Annotated in this window: 21 protein-coding genes and 1 rRNA gene; 2 read left to right on the forward strand and 20 right to left on the reverse strand. The window is 57.7% G+C overall.

Annotated elements, in window-relative coordinates; genetic code table 11:
- Together ACFQZG_RS20485 and ACFQZG_RS20490 are read right to left on the reverse strand one after the other, a co-directional pair.
- A 16S ribosomal RNA gene (locus ACFQZG_RS20485) occupies positions 1–326 on the reverse strand; the annotation flags it as partial.
- A 338-nt stretch (positions 327–664) separates the two neighbouring features.
- Positions 665–1558: a nucleotidyltransferase-like protein gene (locus ACFQZG_RS20490; RefSeq protein WP_378155901.1), complete on the reverse strand. Its 894-nt coding sequence runs from the start codon at positions 1556–1558 to the stop codon at positions 665–667.
- 203 nt (positions 1559–1761) lie between these two features.
- On the opposite strand from ACFQZG_RS20490, the gene ACFQZG_RS20495 reads away from it, so the two are divergent.
- Positions 1762–2151, forward strand: coding sequence for a DUF2614 family zinc ribbon-containing protein (locus ACFQZG_RS20495; RefSeq protein ID WP_378155903.1), 390 nt, complete (start codon positions 1762–1764; stop codon positions 2149–2151).
- Positions 2152–2246: 95 nt separating this feature from the next.
- Here ACFQZG_RS20495 and ACFQZG_RS20500 read toward each other — a convergent pair whose 3' ends face one another.
- The 8 genes from ACFQZG_RS20500 to gatC form a co-directional block, all read right to left on the reverse strand.
- A complete protein-coding gene (locus ACFQZG_RS20500) occupies positions 2247–4001 on the reverse strand; it encodes a glycosyl hydrolase family 18 protein (protein WP_378155905.1) in 1755 nt (584 codons plus the stop codon).
- Positions 4002–4175: 174 nt separating this feature from the next.
- Complete coding sequence (locus ACFQZG_RS20505; RefSeq protein ID WP_378155907.1) at positions 4176–4607, reverse strand: Fur family transcriptional regulator; 432 nt, start codon at positions 4605–4607, stop codon at positions 4176–4178.
- An 86-nt stretch (positions 4608–4693) separates the two neighbouring features.
- Positions 4694–5287, reverse strand: a complete 594-nt coding sequence (locus ACFQZG_RS20510; RefSeq protein WP_378155909.1) for a hypothetical protein — start codon at positions 5285–5287, stop codon at positions 4694–4696.
- Positions 5288–5315: 28 nt separating this feature from the next.
- Positions 5316–6011 carry an MgtC/SapB family protein gene (locus ACFQZG_RS20515; protein WP_378155911.1) on the reverse strand — a complete coding sequence of 232 codons (696 nt, stop codon included), beginning with the start codon at positions 6009–6011 and terminating at the stop codon, positions 5316–5318.
- Between the two features lie 115 nt (positions 6012–6126).
- Positions 6127–6588 (reverse strand): GNAT family N-acetyltransferase, encoded by a 462-nt coding sequence (locus tag ACFQZG_RS20520; RefSeq protein WP_378155913.1) that lies wholly within the window; start codon positions 6586–6588, stop codon positions 6127–6129.
- An 83-nt stretch (positions 6589–6671) separates the two neighbouring features.
- Positions 6672–8105, reverse strand: coding sequence for an Asp-tRNA(Asn)/Glu-tRNA(Gln) amidotransferase subunit GatB (gene gatB / locus ACFQZG_RS20525; protein WP_378155915.1), 1434 nt, complete (start codon positions 8103–8105; stop codon positions 6672–6674).
- A 12-nt stretch (positions 8106–8117) separates the two neighbouring features.
- A complete protein-coding gene (gene gatA, locus ACFQZG_RS20530) occupies positions 8118–9578 on the reverse strand; it encodes an Asp-tRNA(Asn)/Glu-tRNA(Gln) amidotransferase subunit GatA (protein WP_378155917.1) in 1461 nt (486 codons plus the stop codon).
- Between the two features lie 25 nt (positions 9579–9603).
- A complete protein-coding gene (gene gatC / locus ACFQZG_RS20535) occupies positions 9604–9891 on the reverse strand; it encodes an Asp-tRNA(Asn)/Glu-tRNA(Gln) amidotransferase subunit GatC (protein WP_378155918.1) in 288 nt (95 codons plus the stop codon).
- Positions 9892–9989: 98 nt separating this feature from the next.
- On the opposite strand from gatC, the gene ACFQZG_RS20540 reads away from it, so the two are divergent.
- Positions 9990–11036, forward strand: a complete 1047-nt coding sequence (locus tag ACFQZG_RS20540) for an EAL domain-containing protein (protein WP_378155920.1) — start codon at positions 9990–9992, stop codon at positions 11034–11036.
- 453 nt (positions 11037–11489) lie between these two features.
- On the opposite strand, the gene ACFQZG_RS20545 is transcribed toward ACFQZG_RS20540, so the two are convergent.
- The 10 genes from ACFQZG_RS20545 to ACFQZG_RS20590 form a co-directional block, all read right to left on the reverse strand.
- Entirely contained in the window at positions 11490–11873 is a 384-nt protein-coding gene (locus ACFQZG_RS20545; RefSeq protein WP_378155922.1) for an ATPase, read from the reverse strand.
- A 145-nt stretch (positions 11874–12018) separates the two neighbouring features.
- A complete protein-coding gene (locus ACFQZG_RS20550) occupies positions 12019–12600 on the reverse strand; it encodes a Uma2 family endonuclease (protein WP_378155924.1) in 582 nt (193 codons plus the stop codon).
- Positions 12601–12655: 55 nt separating this feature from the next.
- The gene (locus tag ACFQZG_RS20555; protein WP_378155926.1) at positions 12656–13879 is read right to left on the reverse strand and encodes a M24 family metallopeptidase; all 1224 of its coding nucleotides are present in this window, start codon (positions 13877–13879) and stop codon (positions 12656–12658) included.
- Positions 13880–13964: 85 nt separating this feature from the next.
- Complete coding sequence (locus tag ACFQZG_RS20560; protein ID WP_378155927.1) at positions 13965–14447, reverse strand: hypothetical protein; 483 nt, start codon at positions 14445–14447, stop codon at positions 13965–13967.
- A 20-nt stretch (positions 14448–14467) separates the two neighbouring features.
- Positions 14468–14893, reverse strand: a complete 426-nt coding sequence (locus ACFQZG_RS20565) for a hypothetical protein (protein WP_378155929.1) — start codon at positions 14891–14893, stop codon at positions 14468–14470.
- On the reverse strand, positions 14890–15036 hold the full coding sequence (locus ACFQZG_RS20570; RefSeq protein WP_378155931.1) for a hypothetical protein: 147 nt from the start codon (positions 15034–15036) through the stop codon (positions 14890–14892). The genes ACFQZG_RS20565 and ACFQZG_RS20570 overlap by 4 nt, the downstream gene beginning before the upstream one ends.
- 30 nt (positions 15037–15066) lie before the next feature.
- Positions 15067–15216, reverse strand: a complete 150-nt coding sequence (locus ACFQZG_RS20575; RefSeq protein WP_378155933.1) for a hypothetical protein — start codon at positions 15214–15216, stop codon at positions 15067–15069.
- A gap of 22 nt (positions 15217–15238) precedes the next feature.
- Positions 15239–16132, reverse strand: coding sequence for a hypothetical protein (locus tag ACFQZG_RS20580; protein ID WP_378155935.1), 894 nt, complete (start codon positions 16130–16132; stop codon positions 15239–15241).
- A 14-nt stretch (positions 16133–16146) separates the two neighbouring features.
- On the reverse strand, positions 16147–17082 hold the full coding sequence (locus ACFQZG_RS20585; RefSeq protein ID WP_378155937.1) for a type II secretion system F family protein: 936 nt from the start codon (positions 17080–17082) through the stop codon (positions 16147–16149).
- Positions 17076–17423: a hypothetical protein gene (locus ACFQZG_RS20590; protein ID WP_445297465.1), complete on the reverse strand. Its 348-nt coding sequence runs from the start codon at positions 17421–17423 to the stop codon at positions 17076–17078. Before ACFQZG_RS20590 ends, ACFQZG_RS20585 begins: the two co-directional genes overlap by 7 nt.
- Positions 17424–17489: the final 66 nt, after the last annotated feature.

Consider the following 17489-nt stretch of genomic DNA (forward strand, 5'->3'; position numbering starts at 1 on the left):
CAGTCCCAGTGTGGCCGTTCACCCTCTCAGGTCGGCTACGCATCGTCGCCTTGGTGAGCCGTCACCCCACCAACTAGCTAATGCGCCGCAGGCCCATCCGCAAGCCACAGATTGCTCCGTGTTTCCCGAAGCGCCCATGCGGGCGCCACGCGTATCCGGTCTTAGCATTCGTTTCCGAATGTTATCCCGGCCTTGCGGGCAGGTTGCCTACGTGTTACTCACCCGTCCGCCGCTAAGCCATTCCCGAAGGAATAACTCCGCTCGACTTGCATGTATTAGGCACGCCGCCAGCGTTCGTCCTGAGCCAGGATCAAACTCTCCATAAAAGTGAAACTTTTATCGAAGAGCCATAAAGGCTCAATCTGTATTGCTGGTTTGTTCACCGAAGTGAACGATTTATTACCGTAAATTACGCTCGATGTTCAGTTTTCAAAGAACAAGCTGTGTTGCTTCTTTTTGTCATCCGCGCTAACGGCGACTTTTATAATATATCACAGATGCCTAACCGATTGCAACAGGTAATTTCTTACTTATTCTCAACCGATCCGCTTATCCGTTGCCGCGTCTCGTTTCTTTCGTAGACCGTTTTCAGCGGCGAGAATTAATTTATCACAGATCGATGGGCGAAGTCAACGTTTAATTCGACATTTTTTACGTTTCTTTTTTACCGGTCGGATACCTTGTAACAAAGCTCCAATAAACCCATGCCTCGAGCGCGATGCGGCCTTGCGATCTCGAGAATGCACCCCCGCTTGGTCAGCTTCTGGAGAAGCAGCGAGACGTCTATCGACAGCCCGGCGAGATCCGGATGCTGCATGAGCTCGGCCGGCGACCACGGCTCATGACGAGAGGCGATAACACGGATCAGAAGCGCGCAGGATGACTCCATCTTCGTCAATACCGAGAACTCGCATGCCAAGAGCAGCAACTGCACGCGTTGCTCGACCGTCTCTTGGCTCGTCGTCAACTCTTCGAATAGCTTGTACACGCCGGGGTTGACGCTGCGCAATTGCTCCCATACGGTCAGCTCCGGATGCATGCCCGCTTCTATTAACGCGATGTGCGCCCAATAATGAAGGGAAGCCATGACGTTGGCGTATGCATCGAGCACCTGTCCGTCCTTAATGTCTTGCTTCGCTTGCAAGTACGTCCGCGCGAACTTGGAAAACTCGCATAGCAGCTTCTGCTCTCGCAACAACGGAGACCATTCGATCAATCGGCTCCTCAACCCGGACAAGTAACCGCCGCGATCGATTAGAATTTCGCCTTGCGCCAGCAGTTGCACCATCTTGTGATTGTCGCTGCTGAGCAGCCAACCTTCGAATTCCGCGGGCGTAACCCGTTTTACTTGAATGCGGGCGCCGTCCCGGAGGAAATGCTCGATCTCTTTGCCCGGCTCCACTTCGCTCATGATCAATATGCACAAGCGGTCCATGCCGTCGATCATCGGTTGATAAGAGAACAGGTTCGTCTTCAGAAGCAGACCGATCAACCCCTTCTCCGCTCCGAACCACTCCGTATAGAATAGACCCTTGCTATCAAGACGGACCATCTTCATCCACGCCTCTCCAAGTGATTCGGACCGCCCGAACGCTCCACGTTGGCCTGTCCGCGAATTGTGCGCTATAATGGAATACCAAGTAAGGTGTAGTTCTACAAGCGTACCGCGGTTTCCTGCCTGCGGGACGGCATAAGCCAAACTTCGCGTTCATTCGCATGCTTTACTGATTACGTTCTACTAAAGGATGGGAGTTATTCAACATGAAATGGAAAGCAAGTAAAATATCGACGATGCGCACGTGGGGATTGTTGCTCGTCTTGCTCGGCCTGGGCATCATGGTATTCGGAACGAGCGGCATACTGCTGTTCGGCAACGTCGGCAAGATCATCGCCGCCGTCTTCATGGTATTCGGGATGATCAGCTGCTTCGCGAGCATGGCCATCTACTTCTACGTAGGCATGCTGTCCACGAGCGCTCCCGTCCTCGATTGTCCCGAATGCGGCAAGCGGACGAAGATGCTCGGCCGAACCGACCGTTGCATGTACTGCCATACGATTCTGACGACGGATCCCGCTCACGCGCCGAAAGAAGAGGAACAATCCTCCGAACCGGCGGCGAATGCCGTATCGTCCGCGACGACTACGTCCTAAAGCTTATACGGCTAGCATACAAAAACCTCCGCGATCTTCGGCTGCATGAGCCGACGTCGCGGAGGTTTGTTCTATCTGATTAGGTTTAATGCCGGTTACGGCCGGCTCTGCAGCGCCTCGTCGAGCGCCGGCCAAATGTCCGGCGTTTCGAATCCGCGACGCCATGTCGCCGCGCCGGCAAGATCGTACTTCTTGACCAGCTCGGCGCGCGCCTTGATCGATACCGCGTCCTCGATCCATATCCGCTTCAGCGACTCGCCTTCTTTGTACTCCGCGTAATGCTGCCCCGTCTCCGACATGATCGGCTTCAGCTTTTTCTCCTGAATGATCTGATTCACCGCTCCCATGCCCAGCGCTTTGGAACTGACCTTCACGCCGCCTTTGCCGTCCGGCTCTTCCGTCCATACGCGGGCGTACAGAGGCATGCCAAGGATCAGCTTGCTGGACGGCACGCCGTCTTCGTCGAGAATGCGCTTGATCGTGTTCTCCGTCCATGGAAGCGACGATACCGAACCCGAAGTCGGACTGCTCGCCCAGTGCTCGTCGTAGGACATGACCATCATGAAGTCGACGACCGTGCCCAATCTTGCCCGATCCAGGAACAACGACCACATCTCGCTATTGGACTTCGGCGTCACGTCGATCGAGACGACCAAGTTCGCTTCGTGAAGCAGCGGCGTCATCTCGCGGACGAATTGCACGAGATTGTCCTTATCCTTCGTATACACGTTCTCGAAATCGATATTGATGCCCTGCAGCTTGAACGTCTTCGCGTAGGCGAGCAACTGCTTGATCATGGCAAGACGCGTCTCGTAAGTCGCCAAAGCGACGTGCGTGCGGTCCGGCTCGAAGCCGTTGCTGAACAACCCCCACACGTGCATGCCTTTCGCTCTCGCCCAAGCGGAATAACCGGCATCCGCTTTGCTTCGTATCGTCCCCTTATCGTCGACGAGCTCGAACCAGGTCGGACTGACGACGTTCACGCCCTGCAAATCGCCGATGGCGTTCGTATCCGGATTAGCCGAGTAGACCGCTTCCCACGTCAGGTTAATTCTGCGGCCTTCGCCCTTCCATGCGACGAACGGCTCCTCCTTGTCCTCGTTCTCGGCGACTTGCTCTACGCTCGTCAGGACTACGTCGCCCTTGGCTACATAGCCGATCTGGCCGGAAGCCGATTGCGCAGCGTACCAGCCGCCGTCGCCCTCTTCCTTCCACAGCCGCAGCTTCGTGCCCGCCGGCAAGTCTTCGACGATCGCGAACGACTTGTCCGCGCCAGCACGAAGCTTCTTCGGCTTCTTGGAGGTTACGGGCACTTCCGCCCCCTGCACGGCGTCGCCCGGCATATTCAGCGTAACGATGCCCGTCCCGCTTCCGGTTTCAGCCTGCAACCCGAACAGCTCTGCCAGCGGAGCGAGCGGCAAATACAGTTCCCCTCCGGACTTCTCCGCCGTGAACGAGAGCGCGATAGGCTTGCTGTTCAACGTCGCGCTCAGCTCTCCCTCGCGAAAATGAAGCACGTCGTCGTCCGTCGTCAAAATAATCGATTCGCTCGCTTCCTCGTACCGTACTCCGTCGCCGAGCAGCTTCTGGGCGACCGATAGCGGAATGCGCATCCCCTCGCCGTCTCCGAGAGCGTGGCTGCTCGTCCATTCCCCGCGCAGCATGACCGGATGCCTTTTCGACATATAATCAGGCACGATCCATTCCTTCGAAGCGGTATCCCGGTTGCCTAACCACCAGACGACCGATACGGCCGCGACGATAAACAAAATAACGTATAAGAACAACGGACCGGACCGCCCGCGCTTGCGGCGGCGTTCCGTAACGATCGGCGTATGCAATGCTCTCACTCCCTATCTCTATTCTAAGGCGATCGAACCTTCGGCTTGTCCCCTCTCTACTGATACGTCTCCAAGAACAGAACGATGCAATCCGAACGAAAGTTGCATCCGGTCGGCGGACAAGCGCAAATGAAAAGCGCGCTTAGACTGGGGTCCTTGCGCGCTCGGTCTATTCGAAATAAGTTAGACGTGCAACGTCTGGCAGGTCGGGCATACGCCATACACTTCCATCCGGTGTCCGTAGACGCGGAATCCGGTCGACGTTGCCGCCGCCTCTTCCACTTCCTTGATCGGCGGATGCTCGAAGTCGACCATCGTGCCGCATTTGGTGCAAATCGCGTGGTAATGATCCGACAGATCCGCATCGAATCGGCTCGAATCGTCGCCGTAGGTCAGCTCTCGCACGAGACCGGCGTCGATGAATACTTTCAAGTTATTGTAGACGGTCGCCACGCTCAAGCTCGGATATTGGGGAGACAGCGAACGGAAAATGTCGTCAGCCGTCGGATGATCCAACGATTCCATCAAATATTGCAAGATCGCATACCGTTGCGGCGTCATCCGGACTCCTCCGGATTTGAGCTGGTCCACGGCATGCTCGACCCTGGAGTCCATGCTCTTCACAGCCTTTCCTGTCTGTTATAGCCTCATTTTACGTGCGTTGTTCGAAACTTGTCAATGGAAGAAGCCGCCTCGTTCGTTCACGGCTTCGGCTGTTGCGGGTTGCGGAGCTCCCAAATCCATAGGGCGATTCCGCCCGCGATCAGCAGCACCGCGCCTACGATCGAGAGGGTCGAGTCGAACACCCAGTCCGACCAAGTCTCCTGCGCCAGCAAGAATACGATGATGCCGACGACCACGAGAACGACGAGCTTGTTGTACGATAACGTCCGGAAGGCCGGGGCGTCGGGACGTCGTTCGGATGCCGCGGCATGCGCGTTCCATTCGGCAGCCGCCAACCGATCGTTAACGGTCTCCGCGCTCTGGATCGCATCGAACAAGTTGTAGAAGTAGATAATCGGCATGAGCAAGCTAAGCAATACGATCGTCAGCGCATTGTCGTCGTACTTCGACATCTGGACGATCGCGGCGATATTCGCGGCCAAGAGCAGCATGATCGACACCGCCTTGAACATAAGCCCCAAGTACATATGGCCGGTTCCCGGCACTAGAAAAGCAAGCAGTCCGGCGATCCACTTACTCCGCCTTTTACCCGAACGGCCATAGGGAGGCGGATACCCGGACGGCATCCGGCGTTCGTTATCGTCGCGATTCCATGGGTCTGCATCATTCATACGGTTACCTCCGACATCTATGGCTTGCTTACTCGGCGATTACGGATTTGACGCCCTCTAGCCGCTTGAACTGGTCCGCGATGGCGATGAGCTGTTCCCTGCGCGGAAGAGCGATATGCATATGGATTCGCTGCAAGCCGGATTCTCCGGCCTCGTCCGCATCCGCGAACTTCACGTGGCTTAGCTTCGCCCCGCGCTCCGACAGCAATCGTTGCAAGTTCTCGACGAGACGAGCCTCGGCGTCGGCCGTCACGGTAACGACGCATTCGCGGCGGTGCTTGACGTAGCGCTTCTCCACGATGTTAAGTCCCCATAGGATGAGGAGCACCAATACAGCCGACAACCCTGCGGGCATGTAGAATCCCGCGCCCACGGCGAGCCCGATCGCCATGACGACCCAGACGGACGCCGCGGTCGTCAGGCCGGTAATCGACTTTCCAGTGAACAGAATCGTGCCCGCGCCGAGGAATCCTACGCCGGTAATAACCTGAGCGGCAAGCCGCGCAGGGTCGAGTCTCACGTTAGGCTCGTCGGCGAACGCCGCGAAGCCGTACATGGACAATAACATGATGAGGCAAGAGCCTAAGCAGACCAAAATATGCGTGCGCAAGCCCGCGGCGTGGTTTTTGCGTTCGCGCTCGATGCCGACGAGCCCGCCGAGCAGTACGGACAATAACAGCCGTATGGCGAGATGATCGTAGCCGATAATCCAAGGATCATGCATGCGATTTCCCATTCCTCGCTTAATTTTGTTCATTGTAGCACCTGGAGCCGGCGCATACAACGGGTTCCGGACGGGGAATTGCCCCAGTCTCGCGTCTAGGTTCTCATTGTGGATCTTACTTTGCCGATCGTTCGAGCCGTACGAGCGTAATATCCGGCGCGGGCTGCAGCGAACCTTTGCGAACGAAGCCGCTCTTCTCGTACAGCGCAAGCGCCGGCGCGTTCCTGGCTTCCGCGGTCACCGTCCAGGAGGGCGCCGGTTCGCGTTCGAGCAAATACGCCAGCAACTTCGAGCCGATACCTTGCCGATGATAATCGGGATGCACCATTAGCCGGCATATCGTATGCCGGCCTTGCCGATCCGTCTCGCAGGAGATCGCGCCAGCCAGCTCGCCGGCGGTCGTACGTAAACCGTAGAAGCGCTCCCGGCATGCGATTAACGCGTCCACGGTGTCCTGAAGCGGCGGCAACTGCGCGACGCCGATTAACGCCGCCTCCGCCCGGTACGCCGCGTGCTGAAGCGCCCAAACCTCTTCCGCCTCTTCCCGGTTATACATTCTTATGGCCTCGATGATCATCTCATCACACGCTCCCGTACATGCAACGAAACGACAATGCCACCCTAAGGTGGATTGTCGTCCCGATTGCAGCGCCTTCGCGCTTATGCTTTTAATCGATCCATGAGCAGCTTGTTGACGAGCCCCGGGTTCGCTTTGCCTTTCGTTTCCTTCATGATCTGGCCGACGAGGAAGCCGATCGCTTTGTCTTTGCCGGCGCGGAAGTCTTCCACCGATTGCGGATTCGCGGCGATGATCGAATCGACGATCGCGATGATCGCGCCTTCGTCGCTGATCTGCACGAGACCTTGCTCCTCGACGATCTGCGCCGGCGACTTGCCGGTTTCCAAGATTCCCTTGAACACCGTCTTGGCGATCTTCGTGCTGATCGTGCCTTTCTCGATGAGTTGAATCATCTCGCCGAGTCCTTGACCCGTAATCTTCACGTCTTCGAGCTCCAGGTTGTTCGCGTTCAAATACCCGAGAAGCTCGCCCATGATCCAGTTCGCCGAAGCTTTCGCGTCGGTCGTGTACTTCAGGCTGTCCTCGAAGAAGTTCGCGAGCTTCATCGACGCGGTCAATACGCCGGCGTCGTAGGAGGAAAGGCCGTATACGGCGATATATCGCGCTTGGCGGGCATCCGGAAGCTCCGGAATCGAGTCGCGGACGCGCGACTTCCATTCGTCGTCGATATGCAGGCGCACCAGATCCGGATCGGGGAAGTAACGATAGTCGTGCGCTTCTTCCTTGCTGCGCATGCTGAACGTCTTGCCTTGGGTTTCGTCCCAGCGCCGCGTCTCCTGAACGACTTTGCCGCCGCCGTCGAGCACGTCCGCTTGACGAAGCTCCTCGTATTCGAGACCGCGCTGAACGCCGCGGAACGAGTTCATGTTCTTCAGCTCGGCGCGAGTGCCGAACTTATCTTGGCCGTACGGGCGAATGGAGATGTTCGCGTCGCAGCGCATGCTGCCTTCTTCCATCTTCACGTCCGATACGTCGCAATAGAGCATGATCGCGCGCAGTTTCTCCAGATAAGCCTTCGCTTCTTCCGGCGATCGGATATCCGGTTCGGAGACGATCTCGACGAGCGGCGTTCCGACGCGGTTGAAGTCGGCGAGGGAACCGTCCCCGGTATGCGTCAGCTTGCCGGCGTCTTCCTCCAGATGGAGGCGCGTGATGCCGATCCGCTTCGTCTTGCCGTTCACTTCGATGTCGATCCAGCCGTTCTCTCCGATCGGTTGGTCGTATTGCGAAATCTGGTACGCTTTGGGCGAATCCGGGTAAAAGTAATTCTTACGGTCGAATTTGCACCACTCGGCGATCTCGCAGTTGATAGCCATGGCCGCCTTCATCGCGTACTCTACGGCTTGGCGGTTCAGCACGGGAAGCACGCCGGGATGGCCGAGGCAGACCGGACAAGTATGCGTATTCGGCGGCGCGCCGAAGGAGGTGGAGCAACCGCAGAAAATTTTCGATTGCGTATGCAGCTCGACGTGAACTTCAAGGCCGACGACTGTTTCGTATTTGGAATTCGTCATGTTGTACGCCTCCTATGACAACGCCGGACGCAGGCTATGGAACCCGGTCTGGCTCTCGAACGCGTGCGCGGCGCGCAGCACGGTCGTCTCGTCGAAATGCTTGCCGATAATTTGCAATCCGACCGGCAAGCCGTCGGCCAACCCGCAAGGAACGCTGATCGCCGGAACGCCGGCCAGGCTGACCGGGATGGTGCAAATATCGTTCAAGTACATCGTCAGCGGATCGCCGACTTGCTCGCCGATCTTGAACGCCGGCGTAGGAGCCGTTGGACCGATGATCAGGTCGTACTTCTCGAACGCTTGGTCGAAGTCCCGTTTAATGAGAGTCCGGACTTGCTGCGCCTTCTTATAATAAGCGTCGTAATAGCCGGAGCTCAGCGCGTACGTGCCGAGCATGATCCGACGCTTCACTTCGGGACCGAAGCCTTCGCTGCGGGATTTGCGGTACAAGTCGAGCAAATTCGCCGGATTGTCCGCGCGCACGCCGTAGCGGACGCCGTCGAACCGGGCGAGGTTCGAGGATGCTTCGGACGACGCGAGCAAATAATAAGTCGCGATGGCATAGTCTGTATGCGGAAGCGAAATTTCTTCCCATTCCGCGCCCATCGACTCGAACACTTTGAGCGCCTCGAGCACCCGCTCCTTCACTTGCGGATCGATGCCTTTGCCCATGTATTCTTTGGGTACGCCTATCTTCAGCCCTTTGACGTCGCCGGTCAGCGCGGACAAGTAGTCCGGGATGTCCACGTTCGCCGACGTCGAATCGCGGCCGTCGTGTCCGGCGATCGATTGCAACACGTATGCGGAATCTTCGACGTTCTTCGTAATCGGTCCGATCTGGTCGAGCGACGAGGCGAAGGCGACGAGGCCGAACCGCGAGACGAGGCCGTACGTCGGCTTCATTCCGACGACGCCGCAATAAGCCGCCGGCTGACGGATAGAACCGCCGGTATCGGAGCCTAGCGTGAAGTAAGCTTGTCCCGCCGCGACGGCCGCGGCGGAGCCGCCGCTGGAGCCGCCCGGAACGCGATCGAGCGCCCAAGGGTTGCGAACGGGGCCGTAGGCGGAATTCTCGTTCGAGCCGCCCATCGCGAACTCGTCCATGTTCAGCTTGCCGACCGTAACCGATTGCGCGGCGCGCAGCTTCGTCACGACGGTAGCGTCGTAGATCGGATCGTAATTGTCCAGGAACTTGCTGCCGCAAGTCGTCCGGAGCCCTTCGGTGACGATATTGTCCTTGATGCCGGCCGGGATGCCGAACAACAGGCCTCGTTCGCCGCCTTGCGCGAGCGAAGCGTCCAGCGCAGCCGCTTCCTTGCGCGCGTTCTCTTCGTTCAGCGTTAGGAACGCGCCGATCTTGCCGTCGGTCTCCGAGATTCTCGACAGAGAAGCTTCGACGAGCTCGGCGACGGATAATTGCTTCGTTGCCAGGCGATTATGTATATCGGATAGCCGTAGATCGAACAACGACATGGGGGTAAGCTCCTCCTTCGGTTTCCTATTCCAGTACTGCCGGAACTTTGAAATGGCCTTCTTCCTCTTCGGGCGCGTTCAGCATCGCTTTGTCGATCGGAAGCGAAGGCTTCACGGCGTCCTCGCGCATAACGTTCGCCAAAGGCAGCACGTGGCTGGTCGGCTCGACGCCGTCCGTATTCAATTCGTTCAATTTCTCGGCATATTTCAGAATCGCGTTCAGCTGTCCCGCGAACTGTTCCTTGTCCGCATCCGATAGCTCGAGCCGCGCCAAATTCGCGACGTGCTCGACGTCTTTGATACTGATGCTCATCTCGTCAGGTCCTCCTACAATCCGTATTTCCGCTCATTCCTATTATTATATCGGACATGCTCGCGCTTAAGCAACAACTTGAACAGGAGGGATACACCATGACCAACGTTAACCGATTACCCGAATTCGAATACGCGACTCCTCTGCAAGACCACGGCTTCCTGTCGTTCGACGCCGACAATCCAGGCGCTCGCGCGCTTCTGCGAGAAGCGATCTACGAGGTTGCCCCGTCCGAACGGATGCCGCTGTCGATTCACTATGAAGACGAGCACCAGCTGCTGCGATTGCTTAGCTTGCTGCAAAGCCGGATACAACCCGAGCAATCCGAACGCATCCAATGCCTCATTATCGCGGATCGCGAATCGGATACCGGTTGGACGCCGCTCCGGTCGCTGTTCGGGGATGTCGGCGGTCACAGCGTGGCCGACACGATACTGAACCGGCTGTTCACGTCCCATATGCAGCCTATCGTCTCGGCGAACGGCGCGCCCGTCGGCTACGAGTTCCTGCTGCGGCCGCTGCCTGAACTGCCCCCGTTCAAGCCGGCCGCCCTGTTCGAAGCGGCGCGACGCACCGGACAGCATGCCTTCCTCGACCGCGCGGCCCGGGAATCTGCCATCCGCGTAGGAGCGAGCCATCTGAGGAACGGGACCAAACGATTCGTCAACTTCCTGCCGTCCTCGCTTCACGATCCGGATTCGTGCCTCCGCTGCACGTTCGATGCAATACGGGAAACCGGAACGGAGCCGGCCGATTACGTCTTCGAGGTCATCGAGACGGAACGGCTCGACGATCCCGGAATCGCGCGAGTATTCGACGTCGCGCGGGCGAACGGCGTCCGCCTGGCGCTAGACGACGTCGGCACCGGCTTCGCGACGCTCGACACGGTCGACCGGCTGCGCCCGGATTACGTCAAGATGGACCGTCAATGGGTGAGCGGCTGCGACGCGGACGAATCGAAGCAGCGCTATATCGAAGATTTGATAAACAGATCGGCTAGATTTGGCGGCACGGTGCTGGCGGAAGGCGTCGAGCGGGCCGAGGAATGGGATTACTTGCGGCGGGCGGGCGTGCCTCTGCTGCAGGGCTTCCTCTTCGGCAGGGCAGCGCCGGTTCCGGTCGGCACCAAGGCCGGGGCGCATTGACGGCCCGATTGTTGGAGGTTAGCGCTGTGTGGCAGCGTTAATCCGGACAAATCGCGATTGTCGGGAGTTTAACGCTGCGTGACAGCGTTAATCCGGCGGGATCGCGAATGTTGGGAGTTTAACGCTGTGTGGCAACGTTAATTCGGCAGGATCGCGAATGTCGGAAGTTTAACGCTGCGTGACAGCGTTAATCCGGCGGGATCGAATGTTGGGAGTTTAACACTGTGTGGCAGCGTTAATTCGGCAGGATCGCGAATGTCGGAAGTTTAACGCTTTGTGGCAGCGTTATACCGGCGGGATCGCAAGATATCGGAGTTTAACGCTGTGTGGCAACGTTAATTCGGCAGGATCGCGAATGTCGGAGGATTAACGTTTTGCGACTAACTTAGTACGCTTATTCAACCCGATAACAACGAACAACGGTCCCTTAAGGGACCGTTGTTCGCGTCTGGCTTATATCCAAGCCTTCAAGTTCACTTGCTTAATGAACGCTTCCGGACTAAGCGCTTCGTTGCTCGGCTCTTCTTCCGGTTCAGCTTCCGATTCCCCGCCGTTCATAATGCGCCGGAACAGCTCTTCGTTGTGGGTTGCCAGCGCGTAGTCGATCAACGCCTCGCGCGAGGTTCTCTCCGCTTCGAGCTCTAGCAGCACTTCTTCCAATTCGATATCGGTAGCAGGCACGTAGAACTGCCTGTTCGCTTTAGGTACGCGGATAATATAGTCGAACGCGCTGTCGTTGTTGCGGTCATAAGCGATGATATAACCGTATTCGCCTACGGGCATGTTCTGCTCGAAGCGGTCTTCCACGATAACGATCTTCTCCCCGAGCTTAAGCATCGCGATTCCCCCTACTGGTACGATACGTAACTACGACTCTATGGATATATCCTACTAGAATGATTGATTCGATGCAAATCGACGGCTTCACGGCAAAAAACGCCTCCTGCGGGAAGCGTTCGTAATTGGCCGTATGTTCGTATCTTTACTTGTAGGTTAGGCCCTCGCTGACTTTGAAGCGGACGCAGGGTAATCTGGTCGATTCAACGTAGTCGTCCCCGGCGAACAGGTTCAAAAGCGCGTACGGCTCCCCTTCTTTAACGAGCGAGTACTGTTCGACCGTCACGTGCAACGGATCGACGATCCAATATTCCGGCACGCCGAATTGGGCGTAAGTACGCAGCTTCATCGTTCGATCCCGCTTTACGGATGTCGGAGACACAATCTCCACGACAAGATCCGGCGGTCCTACGACGGCATGTTCATGAACGATACCCGAACGCGAACGTTGGATCATTAAGATATCCGGTTGACGCGTATCCTGCTCGGACAAGATGACGTCCATCGGTGCATACAGAATGATATATTCATCTTCGCAGCTATCCGTTAAAACGCTCGTCAATCGATGACTGATTCTCTGATGAGTCGTCGACGCCGACGGTTTCAGCTCGAGAATACCTGCCACGATCTCGTATTGGTTGCCGTTGTCCGGCAGCTTCGCGTAGTCTTCGTAAGTCCAGCCCGATTCCTTGATCAGAAACGGATTAAACGACGTTCGATCCGACATTCCGAGCCAACCTCCCGAGTCGAATAATTACCATTATAATACAGTAGGAAATATCCTACAACGGCAGAGTAATCAACCGCTCCGGAGATCGCGTCAGCGGACGGCAGCCGGTCTCGGTCACGACGTACGTATTCTCGATGCCGACGACGCCCCACGCCGGGAACGTGAATTTCGGCTCGACGGCGATGACCATGCCCGGCTCCAGCGGAGCGCGAAACCCTCGCGCCAACACGGGCCATTCATCGATCTCGAGTCCGATGCCGTGCCCGAGAAATTTGACTTGGTCTCTGCCGTAACCCATGAAATGTTCCAACAATCCCGCTTCGGACGCCATCTTCATCGCCTCCGCGTACAGCTCCTCGGGTATGGCTCCAGGCTTCAGCATCGTCTCGGTTCCTCGAATAATCGAGACCGCCGTCTCATATGCGAACAACAGCTCCGGACGCAATTCGCCGATGACCGCCGTCCGCGTCTGGTCGATCGTATACCCGTCGACGCAGCAACCGATATCGATCAGAATCGGCTCGCCGCGCCGAATCGGACGCGTGCTCGCGCTTTGCGGCGCTGCCTCGGACAACCCTCTGCCGCCTGCCGGACCGTCGAAGTACGTCGGTTCCGCGGCAGCTTCCCCCGCGGCGACGACCCCCGTCATAATCTCCTGGTTGTACCCGCGCATGCGCATCAACCCGATATGTCCGCGCAGACGCATGGCGTTCTCGATAACAGCCATCAGCTCCAGCTCCGTCGTCCCTTCCTTCAGCGAGGCGAGCCCCGCCTCGAGTCCGTCGGCGGCCACGTTCGCCGCGGCTGATATTCGCTCGATCTCATAAGGAGACTTCATGCTTCTCGCTTCGCGGAGCATCGACGACGCATCCTTCACCGCAGCTTGAGGAATCGCATCGGCCAGCCTTACGTACAGTTGCGCCGGCATGACGTCCAGGTCCGCGCCGATTACAAGCTTATCCGGTTCGCCCACAACAACGCACGCGAGCTGCGAATAATCGTTGGCCAATTGCTTGCCGAATTCTCTGAAAGAGGCAAGTTCCGCCGTACGTACCTTCGATTCCCTCTCCGCGCGTTGCAAGCTTCTGCGAACGTAGAAAGTCGGACTCCCTTCTGCCGGAACGAACAAATACCCGGTCTGCATCGTGCCGGTATAGTAGTAGATTCCGATATTTTGCGTGACCAGGCAGCCTTGCCATCCCGCTTCGCGTACGCGCGCTTGGAGCTTCTCGATCCGATTCGTCCATTCTTCCGGTTGCGCTTGAACGCGTCCCATGCTGCCGATTCCCCTTCCGAGTCGAACACTATGCAACCATTAGAGCAAACGAAGGGGACTTCGTCAACTGACCGGCATCTGGCGCTCAATACACAAGCTCCGAAGAACCTCTCACGTCCCACTCGATCGGCGCTAGCACGCCGAACAGCAGCGGATAGGTCACGTTCGCGATCAGAACGACGCCAGGCCTATCGAAGGTGACCTCGTACGCGTAGCGCTCGTTCCGATACGTAAACGGATAAGCCAAGCTCTCGTCCAACACTTCGAATACGCGCACTTCTACCGAATCTCGAAGCATGCTGCCGGGCAATGGGTTCAACTGGCCGTCCAGCGCGAGGTTGTCCATTAAGTATCGGGCAGCGGCTTGCTCGGCCAGAGACTCGTCGATGGACAAGATGCCGAGCTCAAGCTTGTCCCGGTCCAGTTGTTGCGCCGCGGCATGCGCCGCCCGGTTCACCGCGTGCTTCATGTTGGATAACGTCCCGATCGCCATTTCCTCGTCAAGCTGGAGCGCATGCAGCATCCACCAGACGACGGTCATCAATACGCCGAACAACAACTTGGCCATGCTCGCTTCGGCTCCTCCCGTTAAGGAACATATTCGCTCATCCGCATCCCTCGCCCGGCGATCCGCGCGTCGGCCGAAGGAGGAGCGATACCGATAAGCCGGTCGATATCGAGCAACCGTTCGTACGGGTACGCCAACCGAAGACGCAAGCCGTCGCCTCTGAGAAGCGGCGTTCCCGAATCGCCGCCGTCCGCTCCCGAAGCCGATCCCACTTCGTATTCGAGCAGCGAAGGATCGAAGCCGTAAGAGGCCAGCCGCTCGCGCGAAGACTCGATCATCGCTCCGTCGATATAGCCGTGTCGGCCGCTCGCGCCGATCTCGAGAAGATAATCCACTTCTTGCTGAAGCAACGCTTGCCGAATGACCAGCACATGCTTATAGATCGGAGAGAACATGAGCCAGCAGAACATGGCCGCGAACAGCACGAACACGAGCAGTTGCTTCACGGGCTCATCTGGGCGATTCGAACCGCCATCTGCTGCCCGGACGACGATATACGCGCTTTCGTCCCTTCGCCTCCGGAAACGAGATTCGAATATAGCGTTACGACCGTCAGCAGCAGAAGCACGGTCATCAACAATTGTCGCATAGGGGATCCTCCGATTCGGAACTTCTCGTTTTACGGTCCTAAATTGCCCAGCGAAGTATTGGCCGTCGTGCCTTGCGTCTCGATGCGGGCGCGCGTCCCCGTATTATCCTGGGCGACGATGTTGTTGAACATCAATGCGACGACGATGAGCATCATGACGGTAATCAGAATGTTGCGCATGCGTACACCTCCTCTCGACTACTTATGAATTCAATGCATCGAACAGCTTCGACGCCTCTTGCACCCACGGGTACAGAAAGATCTGGAACATATACAGAATCGGAATGCCCGCAAGGACGAAGAGGAGATAAGACGTCGTCTCTTTGCGGCTGTGCCTCGCGAGCTCGGTCTTATTCTTGTATTCGCGGACGACTTCCCGCAGCATGTCGTAGAACGAATCGCCGTCGTCCATCCGCAGCGACCGCAGCGTCTCCGCGAAGCCGTAGGCCTCGTCGGTTCCGAGCCGCTCCTTGAACCGGGTCAAGGAAGCGTCGGCGTCGTGATACCATTCATTCAGCATCAAGCCCATCTCCGTCCGGATCTGACGGGTGAGCGGCAAGCACTTCATCAGCTTGGCATGCAAGTGATGCCGGGAGCCGGCGTAATAGAGCAGTTGGCTGCTGACGGATACGATCTCCTTGCGAATCCGATCGGTACGGTATTGCTTGTAGGCTTGGAGCCACGCATGATCGTACAGCACGGCGACGAGCAAGATCGCGTCCGCGATTCCGGCATACGAGGCGGCGGAAGCAGATAACGGGCCGTGATTGACGAGCAAATACGTCGCCGCCCCTGCGGACAAGCAACAGAATAGCGCGAATCGTCTGCACGCAAGGTACGCCTCCGGGGGAATTCGTATGCCGCAGCCCGCCAGAAGCACCCGCCTTTCCTGCAGCGCGGCGCTCTCTTCGGCAGCCAGCCATAGCGCGAGCCACCAACGCGGCATTCTGTACAATCGCCAATCCCGCAACTGGATGCGCCAGCGGTTGCGCGAAGAAGTCGCCGCTTTCAGCAGCGCCGCGATGCTGACGAAAGCGAACGCGAACTGCAGCGCCGCTCCGATCGCCGCGCTAATCGTACCGCCATATCCGGACATCGCTTCCCCTCCTCCTACAGCTTCCGCCGCGATAAATACAAGCCCATCATGAACGACAAGAACAACAGCACGATCGCGTTAAGGAGCATCGCGCGCCCCCCTGGATCCGTCACGTAATACCGGTAGCTGGCCTCATGATTCAGTCGAAAGTTAATGCCGAGGAACAACGCCAGGAATACGATCGGCGTAAAGTTCGCCAGACGAATCTCGAGAAGACGATGCCGCTCCGCTTGATTGTCCATCTGGGATTTGCGCATATCGGCGATCAGTTCCTTCAAGTTCGCCGAGATATCGTTGCCTTCCTCGAGCGAAACTTTGACGATATTCGCGAAGTAATCGGCCCATACGTGTCCGAACGATAACGCGAACCGGCGTATGCTGCCGTCATCGTCCGACCTGACCGACAGATTACGATACAACTGGTCGAATACGAACTGCACGCGACCGCCGAGCCTTCTCTCTTCCACCGTCTTCTGCAATGCGATTCGAACGTGGCGGCGGCCCGAGATCAAGTAGCTCTGATAGAATAGCTCCACCGCGGGAAGAAACTCGAGCCGGGTCGCCATCTGGCGGTTCACGAGCGACATTCGCAGCATCACGTAGGGCATGCTGCCGAGAACGGCAAAGAGCAGAACGACGGATCGGATCGACTGGAAGAGCAGCACCCCCGTAGCTATGCCCAGAAGCGCCATCGCAAGCGACAACAAAGCGAAGCCGTTCGGCCCGACTTTCCATCCAAGCGCCAGCAGCATGTCGGAGACGTGCACATAAGGTTTGCCTAGCTTGGCCAGTTGCCGATCTCGCAGCTTGCTCCACCCGTTGTCGCGATAAGATGCAAGCCTTCTCTTGCGAGACTGTTGAACCGACCATGCCGCCATGCCGAATCGGATGCTAACGAAGAACAACAGGAAGAGCACGGCCGAGAGAGAGATGAGCGCGAAGGTCAACATCCCTCCGCCTCCGCTAGCCGTCGGACGAGCTCTAGTCCGTCCGGATCCATTCGCGCGATTCTAGCTAACGCCCGTTCGGAGAATGGCTCCGGGAATCGCCAGCGGCCTTCCCTCTCCTCGTATCGCATTACGTCTCTCACCTCGATCTCCCCGTCCTTCCACTCGTATTCGCCGATGCGAACCAGCTTGCGAACGCCGCCGATCATCCTCATCTCGAGACCGATCTGCGTGACGTGCTCGGCGATGCGCCGCGTCATTCGTGCCGGGTTCATACCGCGCCCGTCGAGCATGCACATGTCCGTGATCGTATCCGGCACGTCTTCCAGACTGTTGGCGTGCACCGACGTCAAGCTCCCCTCGTGCCCCCGCGTGCAGGCGCGGACGTAAACGTTCGCGTCCTCGTCCCG

Source organism: Cohnella sp. GCM10027633 (assembly GCF_042675445.1).
Taxonomy (GTDB): Bacteria; Bacillota; Bacilli; order Paenibacillales; family Paenibacillaceae; genus Cohnella.